At 58.8% G+C, this 14555-nt stretch carries 13 protein-coding genes; 10 read left to right on the top strand and 3 right to left on the bottom strand.

The window, feature by feature from the left end:
• Position 1: 1 nt before the first annotated feature.
• On the bottom strand, positions 2-298 hold the full coding sequence (locus tag J0X15_RS16985) for a DUF4164 domain-containing protein (RefSeq protein ID WP_206943305.1): 297 nt from the start codon (positions 296-298) through the stop codon (positions 2-4).
• 477 nt (positions 299-775) lie between these two features.
• Here J0X15_RS16985 and tkt point away from each other — a divergent pair, with 477 nt between their 5' ends.
• The 10 genes from tkt (at position 776) to J0X15_RS17035 (ending at position 12420) form a co-directional block, all read left to right on the top strand.
• Positions 776-2770 carry a transketolase gene (tkt, locus tag J0X15_RS16990; protein WP_206943307.1) on the top strand — a complete coding sequence of 665 codons (1995 nt, stop codon included), beginning with the start codon at positions 776-778 and terminating at the stop codon, positions 2768-2770.
• Between the two features lie 140 nt (positions 2771-2910).
• Positions 2911-3921: a type I glyceraldehyde-3-phosphate dehydrogenase gene (gene gap, locus J0X15_RS16995; protein ID WP_206943315.1), complete on the top strand. Its 1011-nt coding sequence runs from the start codon at positions 2911-2913 to the stop codon at positions 3919-3921.
• 168 nt (positions 3922-4089) lie between these two features.
• Positions 4090-5283 carry a phosphoglycerate kinase gene (locus tag J0X15_RS17000; protein WP_206943318.1) on the top strand — a complete coding sequence of 398 codons (1194 nt, stop codon included), beginning with the start codon at positions 4090-4092 and terminating at the stop codon, positions 5281-5283.
• A 252-nt stretch (positions 5284-5535) separates the two neighbouring features.
• Positions 5536-6603 (top strand): class II fructose-bisphosphate aldolase, encoded by a 1068-nt coding sequence (fba, locus tag J0X15_RS17005; RefSeq protein ID WP_206943319.1) that lies wholly within the window; start codon positions 5536-5538, stop codon positions 6601-6603.
• Between the two features lie 205 nt (positions 6604-6808).
• Positions 6809-7450 (top strand): thiamine phosphate synthase, encoded by a 642-nt coding sequence (locus J0X15_RS17010; RefSeq protein WP_206943321.1) that lies wholly within the window; start codon positions 6809-6811, stop codon positions 7448-7450.
• 3 nt (positions 7451-7453) lie between these two features.
• Entirely contained in the window at positions 7454-8626 is a 1173-nt protein-coding gene (locus J0X15_RS17015; protein ID WP_206943323.1) for a tetratricopeptide repeat protein, read from the top strand.
• Between the two features lie 146 nt (positions 8627-8772).
• Entirely contained in the window at positions 8773-9336 is a 564-nt protein-coding gene (efp, locus tag J0X15_RS17020; protein WP_206943325.1) for an elongation factor P, read from the top strand.
• An 80-nt stretch (positions 9337-9416) separates the two neighbouring features.
• Positions 9417-10211 (top strand): inositol monophosphatase family protein, encoded by a 795-nt coding sequence (locus tag J0X15_RS17025; protein ID WP_206943327.1) that lies wholly within the window; start codon positions 9417-9419, stop codon positions 10209-10211.
• 184 nt (positions 10212-10395) lie between these two features.
• The gene (locus tag J0X15_RS17030; protein ID WP_206943627.1) at positions 10396-11382 is read left to right on the top strand and encodes a flagellar motor protein MotA; all 987 of its coding nucleotides are present in this window, start codon (positions 10396-10398) and stop codon (positions 11380-11382) included.
• A gap of 6 nt (positions 11383-11388) precedes the next feature.
• A complete protein-coding gene (locus J0X15_RS17035) occupies positions 11389-12420 on the top strand; it encodes a peptidoglycan -binding protein (RefSeq protein WP_206943329.1) in 1032 nt (343 codons plus the stop codon).
• An 82-nt stretch (positions 12421-12502) separates the two neighbouring features.
• Here the strand turns inward: J0X15_RS17035 and J0X15_RS17040 are convergent, their stop codons facing one another.
• A complete protein-coding gene (locus J0X15_RS17040; protein WP_206943331.1) occupies positions 12503-13282 on the bottom strand; it encodes a DUF1013 domain-containing protein in 780 nt (259 codons plus the stop codon).
• Positions 13283-13457: 175 nt separating this feature from the next.
• Entirely contained in the window at positions 13458-14480 is a 1023-nt protein-coding gene (locus J0X15_RS17045; RefSeq protein ID WP_206943332.1) for an NAD(P)H-quinone oxidoreductase, read from the bottom strand.
• Between the last annotated feature and the right edge of the window lie 75 nt (positions 14481-14555).

Raw genomic sequence — 14555 nt, forward strand, 5'->3', positions numbered from 1 at the left:
CTCAGCCTCCGTGCGTGTCAAGCACGCCCCGGATGGTTTCCATGGCAGTGACTAACCGACGGGAAACTTCCTTGTTCGCATCGTTCAACCGATCCGCGCGTGCTTCCGTCCGATCCAGCCGATTGGCCAATTCCGACCGATCTTCGCCAAGCCGCTGCAAATCTTCCTGCAACGCATTCAAGGAGCGATCCACGTTCAACCGGCGCTCTACCGCAACTTCCAGTCCGTCCACAGCCTTGAGCAATCGTTGCAAGGCCGAGTCGAAGGAAACGTCTGCGTGATAACCCGTCTCCGCCATATCCCCTACGTTCTCTCCTGCGTAGCCCAAAAAACGGCCACGGCCGGCAGAGCCGGTCTACATCTTTGTTTAAGCGTATATATTCCGATTACACGGGAGAACGCTACGTCAACCGATCCGAACAATAAGCCATTTGAAATATACGGAAAGCTCAAAACGAACCGAGAAAACTCGATGCTGAATTCCGCCGCGCCCCCAAAGATTAGGCAAGGGAACTTCTTTCCGTCAATGTCAGCCTCGTTAGAATCCTCAATTCCCTTTCTGACAGACATATTCCCTGCGATCAATTCAGTCGCTTTATTGACTCGAGCAAGGTTCCTGATATTTGTCGGGCGCCTTTCTGCCAAGTTCATGATCTTGCCGCCCTGTTGAACCTTGTTCCTTTTTCGACGGGCGCCGAGGGGTTCGGCCAAGGACTGGGTTGAAATAGGCGCACCGACTTTCACGGCCTCTGGCCGAACAAGCGACGGAACTCACATGACCGATCTTGAAAAACATCAGCGCATGGCAAATGCGATCCGCTTCCTTGCCATCGACGCGGTGGAGAAAGCCAAGTCCGGCCACCCAGGCCTGCCCATGGGCGCGGCGGATATCGCTACGGTCCTTTGCACCCAATTCCTGAAGTTTGACCCGACAGCACCCGACTGGGCCGACCGCGACCGTTTCGTTCTGTCTGCAGGTCACGGCTCTATGCTGCTGTACAGCCTGCTTTATCTCCTGGGCTACGAAGACTTCACCCTGGATGAACTGAAGAACTTCCGTCAAATCGGATCCCGCACCGCTGGCCATCCGGAATACGGCCACGGCGCCGGTATCGAGACCACCACCGGGCCGCTTGGTCAGGGCTTGGGCAACGCCGTCGGCATGGCCATTGCCGAGAAGCTGCAGGAATCGCGCTTCGGCAAAGAGCTGGTCGATCACTTCACTTACGTTCTCGCCGGTGATGGCTGCCTCATGGAAGGCATCAGCCAGGAAGCCCTGTCGATGGCCGGTCACCTGAAGCTGAACAAGCTGATTGTCATCTGGGACGATAACGGCATTTCCATCGATGGCGCCGTCAGTCTGACTGATTCGACCGACCAGGTTGCCCGCTTCGCCGCATCCGGTTGGAACACCATCTCCATCGACGGTCATGACCCGGCAGCCATTGCAGCGGCTCTGCGTCAGGCCCAGTCCAGCGACCGCCCGACCCTGGTTGCCGCCAAGACCACCATTGGCTTTGGCGCTCCGAACAAGGCTGGCACCAACGGCGTTCATGGCTCTCCACTCGGTGGCGACGAAATCGTTGGCACCCGCGAAGCATTGAACTGGCCGCATGAAGCCTTCGAAGTTCCGAACGACATCCTCGATGCCTGGCGCATCGCCGGTCTTCGCTCTGCTCATGCCCACAAGGATTGGCAGAAGCGTTTCGCCGACGTTGATGCAGAAACCCGCGCCGAATTCGAACGCCGCAACCGTGGCGATCTGCCGGCCGGCTTCGAAGACGCCGTTCAGACCTACAAGAAGCAGCTTGCGGATACGCAGCCGACCATGGCAACCCGCAAGGCATCTGAAGCTGTTTTGAATGTCTTGAACGAAGTCATTCCGGAAACCATTGGTGGTTCCGCCGATCTGACCGGATCGAACAACACCAAGACCAAGCAGACAGCTTCGGTCACTCCGGATGACTTCTCAGGCCGCTACATCCATTACGGCATCCGCGAGCACGGCATGGCAGCAGCCATGAACGGCATGGCGCTGCATGGCGGTCTGATCCCCTACTCCGGCGGCTTCCTGATCTTCTCCGATTATTGTCGCCCGTCGCTCCGTCTGGCCGCCCTGATGAATCAGCGCGTCATCCACGTGATGACCCATGATTCCATCGGTCTGGGCGAAGACGGCCCGACACACCAGCCGGTCGAGCATTACGCCGCCCTGCGTGCCATTCCGAACCTTCTGTTCTTCCGCCCGGCGGATGTGACGGAAACTCTCGAATGCTGGCAGCTGGCGCTGGAAGCCAAGGACAACCCGTCCATTCTGGCTCTGACCCGTCAGAACCTTGTGTCTCAGCGCAAAACCTACGAAGAAGACAACTTGTGTGCCCGTGGCGCCTACGTGCTGGTCGACAGTGACGAAGACGCAGCCGTCACCATCTTCGCCTCAGGCTCGGAAGTTGAAATCGCAGTAGAAGCACATGGCAAGCTGAGTGAAGCCGGCATCGCAGCCCGGGTCATCTCGGTTCCGTGCTTTGAACTCTTCGAAGCCCAGTCCGACGACTACAAGGCTGCCGTCATCGGCTCCAGCCCGGTCAAGATCGCCGTTGAGGCTGGAATTCGCATGGGCTGGGATCGCTACATCGGCAACGATGGCACCTTCGTCGGCATGACCGGCTTCGGCGCCAGTGGCCCTTACAAGGAACTCTACGAGCACTTCGGCATCACGCCGGACGCCATCGTTGCAGCCGCCAAGTCCAAGCTGCCTGCAGCCGAGTAACTTCAAACACCCTGCTGTTGTCCGAAGCCTGCTTCGGACAACAGCCCTGAATTGGGCCTGATGGCTCCATTCATCTTAGATCCGAACGAGTTGAGACAGGGCGCCCCAAGCATGCGCCACCAAAACTGTGGGAGTGGAATATGGTAACCAGAGTTGCAATCAACGGCTTCGGACGTATCGGCCGCAACGTTCTGCGCGGCATCGTCGAATCCGGCCGCACCGACATTGAAGTTGTCGCAATCAATGATCTCGGCCCGGTCGAGACCAACGCCCATCTTCTGCGCTACGACAGTGTCCATGGCCGGTTCCCGGCTAAAGTCACCGTCGAAGGCGACACCATCACCGTTGCCAATGGCAAGCCGATCAAGGTCACCGCGATCCGCGACCCGAAAGATCTGCCGTGGGGCGAGCTCAACGTTGACGTCGCTCTCGAATGCACCGGCATCTTCACCGCCAAAGAAAAAGCTGCGGCCCATCTTGAAGCCGGCGCCAAGCGCGTTCTTGTTTCTGCACCGGCCTCCGGCGCAGACAAGACCATCGTTTTCGGCGTGAACGACAGTGCCTTGACCAAGGATGACCTCGTCGTCTCCAACGCGTCTTGCACCACCAACTGCCTGTCCCCGGTTGCCTACGTCCTGAACAAGGCTGTCGGCATCGAAAAGGGCTTCATGACCACCATCCACTCCTACACCGGTGATCAGCCGACCCTGGACACCATGCACAAGGATCTGTACCGCGGCCGCGCTGCAGCCATGTCCATGATCCCGACGTCGACTGGCGCTGCCAAGGCCGTTGGCCTGGTTCTGCCGGAATTGAACGGCAAGCTGGACGGCGTTGCGATCCGCGTTCCGACTCCGAACGTTTCGGTCGTCGACCTGAACTTCATCGCATCGCGCGACACCACTGTTGAGGAAATCAACGCCGCCATCAAGGAAGCCGCCGATGGCGAGCTCAAGGGCGTGCTGGGCTACACTGAAGATCCGCTGGTCTCCAGCGACTTCAACCACGACCCGCATTCCTCGATCTTCCACATGGACCAGACCAAGGTCATGGAAGGCACCTTCGTGCGTATTCTGACATGGTACGACAACGAGTGGGGCTTCTCCAACCGCATGGCCGACACAGCCGTTGCAATGGCAAAGCTCATCTGAGCAGCACGCACCGGGTGAATACCCGCACTTGATCATCCGGGGCGGACACGGGAAACCGGATCCGCCCCGTTTTGTTTTTGACGTGAAGCACAGCCTTTGGTGCAAGCGACCTTCCGCAGCGCTCCCTGCGCCTTACGTCTTTTGCGACTGACAGAACGGATAGTCTCCATGCCTTTCAAAACTCTAGACGACCTGACCGAACTTACTGGCAGACGTGTGCTCGTGCGCGTTGACTTGAACGTGCCGATGGACGCCGGAAAAGTCACCGATGCCACCCGCATCGAGCGCATTCTGCCGACCATCAAGGAACTGTCCGAAAAAGGCGCCAAGGTTATTCTGCTGGCCCACTTCGGCCGACCGAAGGGCGAACGCGTCCCGGACATGTCACTTGAGCCCGTTGCCCAGGTGCTTGCCGACTACCTGTTGCAGCCTGTCGATTTTGCCGAAGATTGCATCGGGCAAGCTGCTGAAGACGCCATTGCCGACCTGTCCGACGGCGACGTTCTGCTTCTTGAAAATACCCGCTACCACAAGGGCGAGGAAAAGAACGACCCCGAGTTTGCCAAGGCTCTTGCCGCCAATGGCGACGCCTATGTCAACGATGCCTTCTCAGCCGCCCACCGGGCCCACGGCTCGACAGAGGGTGTTGCCAGGCTTCTGCCGTCTTACGCAGGCCGGACCATGCAGGCAGAACTTGAAGCTCTGGAAGCAGCACTCTCCACACCGGTGCGCCCGGTGCTGGCAGTGGTCGGTGGTGCCAAGGTCTCTTCCAAGATCGATCTCCTCGAAAACCTCGTCGGCAAGGTCGACATGCTGGTAATCGGCGGAGGTATGGCCAACACCTTCCTCGCAGCTCAAGGCATCAGCGTCGGCAAGTCGCTGTGCGAGCATGATCTTGCAGACACCGCGAAGAAGATTGTCGCCGCGGCGGAAAAATCCGGCTGCCGGATCATCCTTCCAAGCGACGCCGTCGTGGCCCGCGAGTTCAAGGCAAATGCCGAGAACGAGACCGTTTCCGTCAACGATGTGCCCTCCGATGCAATGATCCTGGACGCCGGCCCTGCATCCATTGAAGATGTCAAAAAGGCAATCAGCGAAGCTGCGACATTGGTGTGGAACGGTCCGCTCGGCGCTTTTGAGATCGCACCTTTTGACACAGCCACTGTGGCCGCAGCCCGCTTCGCTGCAACGCTTTCGGCCGACGGCAAGCTGAAGTCCGTCGCCGGTGGCGGCGACACGGTGTCCGCTCTCAACCACGCAGGTGCAGCAGAACAGTTCACCTACGTCTCGACGGCAGGCGGTGCGTTCCTCGAGTGGCTGGAGGGCAAGGTGCTTCCAGGCGTCAAGGCTCTCGAAGCATAAGAATTGGCCCGGCTGATCTTCCAGCCGGGCGTCCCCCTTGCGGAAGATATGCATTTAATTTAATTAGCGAATTAAAGATCTTTGATTTTATTCGACAATATTCTCAATTTAATCGATTTAAGACTCAGTGCCATAACTTCCAATCCCTCCAGCATTTGCTAGAAACAAAGCGAAATCACGCTACAGGTCTTCGAGTGAGGAACCTCCACCTCTCTTCCTCGTTACTTGGCAAATGTCTGACAGGAGATATGGATGGCTCGCATCACCTTGCGCCAATTGCTCGATCACGCGTCCGAGCACGAGTATGGCGTACCGGCCTTCAACATCAATAATATGGAACAGGCACTGGCCATCATGGCCGCTGCCGACAAGACGAATTCTCCCGTCATCATTCAGGCATCTCGCGGTGCACGCTCTTACGCCCACGACATCATGCTCAAGCATATGATGGATGCGGTTTGCGAGATCTACCCGCACATTCCGGTCTGTGTGCACCTTGATCACGGCAATGAGCCCGGCACCTGCATGACGGCCATTCAAGCTGGCTTCACATCCGTCATGATGGACGGATCGCTGCAAGCCGATGGCAAGACTCCCGGCGACTGGGACTACAATGTCGGCGTCACCAGTATGGTGACTGAAATGGCCCACTATGGCGGCATCTCGGTTGAAGGCGAGCTCGGTGTTCTGGGGTCTCTCGAAACCGGCATGGGCGATCAGGAAGACGGCCATGGTGCAGAAGGCGTGCTGACAGAAGACCAACTGTTGACCAACCCGGACGAAGCCGTGAAGTTCGTTCAGGAAACCAAAGTCGACGCCCTCGCCATCGCGATGGGTACATCGCACGGGGCCTACAAGTTTACCCGGCGGCCTGATGGTGACATTCTCGCAATGCATCTGATTGAGGAAATTCACCGCCGCCTGCCTGACACGCCACTCGTCATGCACGGATCCTCCACCGTGCCGCAGGATCTTCAGGAGATCATCAACCAGTATGGCGGTGAGATGCCCCAGACCTGGGGTGTGCCAGTGGAAGAAATCCAGCGCGGCATCAAGCACGGTGTCCGCAAGATCAACATCGACACCGACAACCGGATGGCGATGACCGGTCAGATCCGCCGGATCCTGACCGAAAATCCGGGCGAGTTCGACCCGCGCAAGTATCTGAAGCCTGCGCGCGATGCCATGGAAAAGCTCTGCATCGAGCGCCTTGAAGCCTTCAACACCGCAGGACAGGCCGCCAAGATCGACCGGGTTATTCCCTTGGCCGAGATGGCTGCACGTTACAAGGACGGCAGCCTGGATCCAAAGACCAACTGACGCTCCAGCATTGTTGAACCCATTGGAGACCGGCCCTTGCGCCGGTCTCTTTCGTTTTGTTGCAAGCCTCTTGAGAACCTGCGTTTAGTATTTCATCAAAGAAGTTCCTTGCGCCGCTCTTTCGCCCCGATTAGGGACAATACATTCCGCGCGTTTGGCATAGCCCTTCGCCCCGTCCAGATCCGAGCTCCTGAAAGAACCGCCCGTGAACCGTCCCCGTCTCTTCATCATCACCCCGCCCAATATGGATGCGGAGACCTTTGCCCCCAATCTGGAAGCGGCGCTGTCCGGCGGCGACGTCGCCTGCGTGCTGATCTATCAGCCAGACGCCAACACCAAGACCCGGCAGGACGCAGCTGAAAAGCTGGTACCGATCATCCAGGCTGCAGGCGCTGCCGCTCTGATCTACAACGACACTCAGGTTGCCGGCCGCACCGGCGCCGATGGCGCCCACATCGATACCTCGCTCGATGACATCAAGATGGCTGTCGAAAGCCTGCAACCGGCCAAGATCGTTGGTGCCGGGGGCACGAAGCTCAAGCACGAAGACATGGAAACCGCGGAAACCGGCGTCGATTACCTGTTCATCGGCCGTCTCGATCTGGAAGAAAAAGAAGAACCGCACGACAAGACCCTGTCCAAGGCCCAGTGGTGGGCAGAGCTGTTCGAGACACCGTGTGTCGCGCTCGCAGGCTCAACCCTCGACAGCGCCAACGCAGCAGCTGCAACCGGCGCCGACTTCGTCGCTCTGAAGAGTGCCATCTGGGACCACCCCGAGGGTCCGGCTGCCGCTGTGGCAAGCGCCAACGTAATTCTGGACGGCCACGAATTCCAGGACACCGAGTGAACGATGCGAGGATCCCGGGTTCTCCGACAGCATTATGTGCTGAAGACCACCCGTCTTCTGAGCGTCCTCACACTCGTGATCGCGGGCTGGGGCGGTGTCACTGAGCACCGTGCCCATGCGCAAGCGGTTTCAGCGGCTGAAAAGCAGGCGCAAGCGCCTGCTCTTCCCCAGGAACCCTCTGGCAAGGGCGACAAGGCCGGCGAGCCTGGCGCCTCTGAGACCACGGCACCCGGCCTCCTGCCACCGCCCTACCTTGCCTTCCCGCCCTCCGAAGGGCCGGACAGCCTGGCGCCTGTGGACCTGGCCTATGGCGCGTTTCAGCGCGGCTGGTACATCACCGCTGCGGTGCGCGCTAAACCCTTGGCAGACGTCGGCAACATGCATGCCCAGACCCTGCTCGGCGTGATGTATGAAGCCGGCCTTGGTCTGAAAAAAGATCCCAAGAAAGCTGCAGGCTGGTATACCAAGGCAGCTGAGGCCGGTGATGTCACCGCAGCCCAGCAATTAGCCCAGCTGTACCTTCTCGGCAATGGCGTCCCGCAAGACAAGTCAAAGGCCGCAGACCTGTTTCAGCTTGCCGCCGATGCTGGCGACGCAGCAGCCCGCTACAATTTGGCCCTGCTCTATCAGGAAGGCGTTGGCCGGCCTCAAAACTACGACAAAGCCCGCGATCTCCTGCGCCAGGCGGCAGAGGGAAACTACCCGGAAGCCCAGTACAATCTCGCGCTGTCCTATCTTCAGTCGGTTGACCAAAACCCGAGTGAGGAAGATGCCAATACGCTGCGCCAAGGGGCTTTCTGGATGGGTCGTGCCGCTCGGCGCGGTCATGTGGAAGCCCAGCTCTATTACGGCATCCTCCGCTTTCAGGGCAAAGGCGTCGTACCCGACGAGATGGAAGGCGCCGACTGGTTCGAACGTGCCGCCATTGCCGGGAATCCAGTGGCCATGAACCGGCTCGCCCGCTGCCATGCCTCCGGCCGTGGCCGCGATCTCGATCCGGTCCTCGCCATCAAGTGGCACTACATCGCACGCGCCATGGGCGTCGACGACGAAGCCCTCGACGGTCTGGCCGAACGCCTTGACGATGGGACCCGCCAGGAAGCTCAGAGATTGGCTGAGGAATTCACCGGCAGCACCGTCGCCGCTGCGGAAGCTAGCTTTCGCCAGACACGCTAAGCTTTGGCTGAAATCAGCTTTTTTGCTTGAAACCCGCCCGCATTTGTGTAGGACAGGCCGCACACTGGTTTCGCGCGGTCTTTATCTAAAATTGGCCCGACGCCAACCTATTCGTCAGTTTCAATCATTACGCAATCGGTCGTTCCATGAAAATCAACGGTAACGAAATCAAGCCTGGCAACGTTTTGCAGCATCAGGACACGCTCTGGGCGGTCGTCAAGACCCAGCACGTCAAGCCAGGCAAGGGTGGGGCATTTGCTCAGGTTGAGCTGAAAAACCTGATCGATGGTCGCAAGCTCAACGAGCGTTTCCGCTCGGAAGACAAGGTCGAGCGCGTTCGCCTGGAGCAAAAGGACTTTCAGTACCTTTACACCCAGGAAGACATGCTGATCTTCATGGACACGGAAACCTACGAGCAGCTTGAACTGCAGGCCGACTTCGTTGGCGATCGCGCGGCCTTCCTGCAGGACGGCATGATGGTGACCGTCGAGATGCACGAAGAACGCCCGATCGGCATCACCTTGCCACAGTTTGTTGCGCTTTCGATCACCGAAGCCGACGCCGTCGTCAAAGGTCAGACACAGTCTTCGTCCTACAAGCCTGCTCTGCTGGAAAACGGCGTGCGCGTCATGGTCCCGCCGTTCATTACGTCCGGCGAGAAGATCATGGTCGACACCGGCACACTCGAATATGTGAAACGCGCCGACTAAGGAGCGCCGTCTCACGTCCCTCTCCCGGTTCGGCAGCCTGAACATCAGGTCGCCGAACCCAAGAAAATATTGGCAAGAAAATGGCCCGTACAGCAATCCTCAACGTCATGGTTCAGGCCGCCACCAAGGCGGGCCGTAGCCTCATCCGCGATTTCGGGGAGGTCGAAAACCTTCAGGTCTCGCGCAAGGGGCCGGGGGATTTCGTCTCCGCAGCCGACCGGCGCGCTGAAGAGATCATTCGGACCGAGCTGACCAAGGCCCGCCCGAACTTCGGGCTGATCATGGAAGAAAGCGGCATCACCGAAGGCACCGACGGTCAGCATGTCTGGCATGTCGACCCGCTCGACGGCACGACCAATTTCCTGCATGGCATCCCGATCTTCGCCACCTCCATCGCGCTTGAACGCCTTGGGCAGATCGTTGCCGCTGTTGTCTATAACCCGGTGATGGACGAGCTCTACACTGCCGAACGTGGCCGTGGCGCTTTCCTCAACGACCGTCGCCTGCGCGTTGCTGGCCGCAGCGAACTGTCCGAAATGGTCTTCGCCACCGGCCTGCCGCGCATCGGCCACAGCGATCACGGCCGCATGCTGAAACAGCTGCGCCACATCATGCCCGAGCTGGCAGGCATTCGCCGATTTGGCGCCGCCTCCCTCGACCTTGCATGGACGGCCTCCGGTCGTGTCGATGGTTACTGGGAATACGACCTGAATTCCTGGGACATCGCCGCAGGTGCCTTGATCGTCAAGGAAGCCGGTGGATATGTCAGTGAAACCGACGGCAAACAGGGCTTCCTCGAAAGCGGCAACATCGTTGCGGGCAACGAGATCGCCCACAAGCACATTCTGCGCCTGCTGAAAGCAGCGCAGGGCTGATTTCCGCGCCCAGGTGCAACATGCGATAGCGATAGACGCCCTGGCCAGTCCGGGGCGTTTTCACGTCCGGCGCAGCGTCAACCCCAGCCTGAAGCATTTCAAAGATTTAAGATTAACGGTTCCCAAGGCTTGGGAAATCACGCTATCAATCAAGGACCTTGCAACAGGTGATTGATTGGCGACCATGTCACGAGACTTCGACCCCTATAGTCTGTCCAGCCCTCGGGCTTATCTGTCTTTCATGACCATCTTCCTGGTGATCGTGGCCTTTCTCGCGTTCATTTTGAACCGGCAGATCTCCGAAGCCTTCATGAGCAACCCGGGCCTCAACGGCCTGATCGTGTTTGTCGCTCTGTTCGGCATCGTTCTGCTGTTCGGGAGGGTTATACGGCTGTTTCCGGAAATCTCATGGGTCAACAGCTTCCGAACCGGGGATCCGGATTTCGAAACCCGCTCGCCGGTTCTGCTTGCTCCGATGGCGTCACTGCTGGGCAACAAGGTCGGCGAAATGGCGCTGACCCCGACCACAGCAAGATCTATCCTGGAATCCATTGGCATGCGACTGGAGGAAAGCCGGGAGATCTCCCGCTATCTCACAGGGCTGCTTGTCTTCCTCGGCCTGCTTGGCACCTTCTGGGGCCTGCTTCAGACGGTAAGCTCCGTCGGCGCGACGATCCAGAACCTGAATGTCGGCGCGGGCGATGCCAACGTCATCTTCGAAGATCTGAAAGCTGGCCTTGAAGCCCCGTTGTCAGGCATGGGCACTGCCTTCTCGTCCTCGCTCTTCGGCCTCACGGGATCTCTGGTCTTGGGCTTCCTCGACCTTCAGGCCGGCCAGGCACAGAATCGCTTCTACACCGAACTGGAAGACTGGCTTTCCACGGTTACCGACATCGATCCGGAAGAGCCCTTCCTCGAAACCCCGTCCACCAATACAGAGCAGATCCAGGCCTCCATTGCCCAGTTGCAGAAGACGGTTGAGGAAGGCGGCAATCGCGCCTCCGCCCAGGCAATGGCCAATCTGGCTGAAGGCATTCAGGGCCTGGTCAAACACGTGCGCTCCGAGCAGCAGATGATGCGGGAATGGGCCGAAGGCCAAACCGCCCAGCAGAAACGCATCGAAGACCTGCTTTCCTCGATTTCCGCTGCCTTCGACCGCGCCAAGGAGTAATCGACCATGGCCGGATTGCGCAGCCGCCGCAGAGTGCAGGGCACCGACTACTGGCCGGGCTTCGTTGACGCCATGGCAACGCTGTTGCTCGTCATCATCTTCATGCTGTCGATCTTCATGCTTGCCCAGTTTTTCCTGTCCCAACAGCTGTCGGGCCGTGACACGGTGCTCAATCGACTGAACATCCAGATCAGCGAATTGACCGAGTTACTGGCGATGGAACGCGCCAGCAACTCCGAGCTTGAGGACACGATTTCCGGTCTTCAGGCCAGCCTCGGCGCCACAACTGACGAACGCGACCGGCTGCTTGGTCTGCTCGATACGCAGTCAGGTGCTGCAGATGCTGCAGGTGGCCGTGCCTCACAATTGGAAAACCTGCTGGATGATGAAAAGCAGGTGTCCCAACGAGCTCTGGCGCAAGTCGAGCTGCTCAATCAGCAGATTTCCGCCTTGCGTCGCCAGATTTCTGCAGCCAACGCAGCTCTGGAGGCGTCTGAGGCGAAGGAAAGCCAAAGCCAGGCCAAGATTGCCAGCCTCGGCAAACGGCTGAACGCGGCCCTCGTGCAGCGGGTGCAGGAACTCTCTCGCTATCGCTCCGACTTCTTCGGCCGCCTCCGGGAAATCCTGTCGCAACGCTCCGACATTCGGGTTGTTGGCGACCGTTTTGTCTTCCAGTCAGAGGTTCTGTTCGATTCCGGTTCGGAAGAGATCAATCCCGATGGTGAGGGCGAGTTGGAAAAGCTGGCAGATGCAATCCTCGAACTGAGCAGCCAGATTCCGGAAGAGATCAACTGGGTGCTGCGCGTCGATGGTCACACAGATGCACGTCCACTCTCCGGCACTGGGCGCCTGCGCAACAACTGGGAGCTCTCGGCAGCGCGCGCAATCTCGGTGGTTCGTTATCTTGTTGCCAAGGGCGTTGATCCCAAGCGCCTGGTAGCCGCCGGCTTCGGCGAATTCCAGCCATTGGAAGAGGGCGAGAGCCCTGATGCCCTGGCAAAGAACCGCCGCATCGAGCTGAAACTGACCGAACGCTGACCTTCAATCAACAGCCCAAAACGCAAAAAAGCCGCCGGAACCCGGCGGCTTTTCCTTAAACATCAAACCAAGGGAACGAGGCTTAACCGCGATCTTCCTCGGTCTTGTCTTCGTCTTCAGCTTCCTCAGCCGGGGCATCAGCCACGTCTTCAGGCGCTTCCTCGGAAGACTTCAACGAATTCAGTTTCGCAAACACAGCATCGGCGTCGTAGACTTCTTCGACTTCACGCTGCATCGGCTTGGACGTGTCGAAGGAGAAGGCAGCAGCCAGAGCTTCTTCACTGGTGGTTTCATCGACCGAAGCCAGCACTTCCTGAGGCTTCAGAACCTGGTGCGGAGAATGCTTCGCGGCCTTTTCGACTTCCAGGTCGAGCTCGATCTGGTTGCACAGTCCGAGGGTCACGGGATCGGAAGGCGTCAGATTCGAAGAGTTCCAGTGGGTCCGGTCACGGATCGCCGCAATTGTCGGCTTCGTGGTTCCCACCAGACGGATGATCTGGGTGTCTTTCAGCTCCGGATGGTTGCGCACCAACCACAGGATCGCGTTCGGACGGTCCTGACGACGTGACACCGGCGTGTAGCGCGGTCCCTTGCGCTTGGCTTCTGGCACCACAACCTTGGAGGTCTGCAAGCTCAGCGGATGGTTTGGATCGGTCTGCGCCCGTTCCAGTTCATCACGGCTCAGCTGACCGGTCAGGATAGGGTCGAGACCCTTGATGCCCTGTGCGGCTTCACCATCGGCAATCGCTTTCACTTCCAGCGGATGCAACTTACAGAAGTTGGCAATCTGGGTGAAACTGAGCGCCGTATTGTCAACAAGCCAGACGGCAGTGGCCTTCGGCATAAGCGGCGTATTCGACATCGGTCAAAATCCTCCTGACAGCTCCCTCACCCGGCAAGGTGAAAAAGCAAAGGGTCCATTCAAAGCTGAGTGGGATATGGATCCTGTATAACGCCGCCCCCCGGCAAAAGCAAACTAATCCGCCAAGGATTAACTGCTTTTATCGGAGGGTTTTCCTTACGGAAGCCAAATAGAATCACATCTCAGTGTTTGCAGTATCGCCAATCGTCAAAACAATCTTGCCGATATGGCCAGAGCTTTCCATCCGGCGATGCGCTTCTGCCGCCTGGGCAAGTGGATAGGTCGAATCGATCAGTGGCTTCGCCTTGCCCTGAGCAATCAGCGGCCAGACCTTTGCTTCGAGCGTGCTGGCGATCTCCGCCTTGAAGGCAGCATCCCGCGGGCGCAATGTGGAACCGGTGTGGGTCAGGCGCTTCATCATCAGGCGCGAGAAGTTCACCTCCTGGGACGTGCCGTTCAATGTTGCGATCTGACAGATACGCCCTTCAACCGCAGCCACCTTCCAGTTTTTCTCCACATAGTCGCCGCCGACCATATCCAGAATGGCGTGGATTCCGACCGTGTTGGTCGCCTCCAGAAAGGTTTCTACGAAGTCGAGCTTGTTGTAGTTGACCGCGTGATCAGCCCCCAGCGCCTTGACGGCCTCCAGCTTTTCATCCGAACCGACAGTGGTGAAGACCACCGCGCCGAACGCCTTGGCAAGCTGAATGGCTGTCGTGCCGATGCCGGACGTCCCACCATGAACCAGAAAGTTTTCTCCCGGCTTCAGCCCGAGCCGATCAAAGACGTTGCTCCACACCGTAAAGAACGTTTCCGGCAGGGCAGCAGCCTCCACCATCGACAATCCCTCGGGGATCGGCAGGGCGTGACGCTCATCGACCTTGCAGTACTCCGCATAGCCGCCACCTGGGGCAAGTGCGGTCACTTTGTCGCCGACCTGATAGCGAGATGCGTCGCTCCCGCTGGCCACCACCGTACCGGCAACCTCCAGACCCGGCAGATCCGAGGCATCCTTGGGCGGCGGATAAAGCCCCATACGCTGCATCACGTCGGGCCGATTGACGCCGGCCGCTTCCACCTTGATGAGGATCTCGCGCCCCAGCGCCACAGGCACATACCGCTCTTCCGGTCCGAGCACATCCGGACCGCCTGGCGCGGTGATCGCAATGACGGTCATTTTTTCGGGCAGTTGTGGCATAATATTCTCCTGATGACGGCCTTATATGTAAGTCTCGTCGACACGGCTGACAATCACCGCGCGCTCATCGCGCAC

This window comes from Roseibium limicola, assembly GCF_017313085.1.
GTDB classification, from domain to species: Bacteria; Pseudomonadota; Alphaproteobacteria; order Rhizobiales; family Stappiaceae; genus Roseibium; species Roseibium limicola.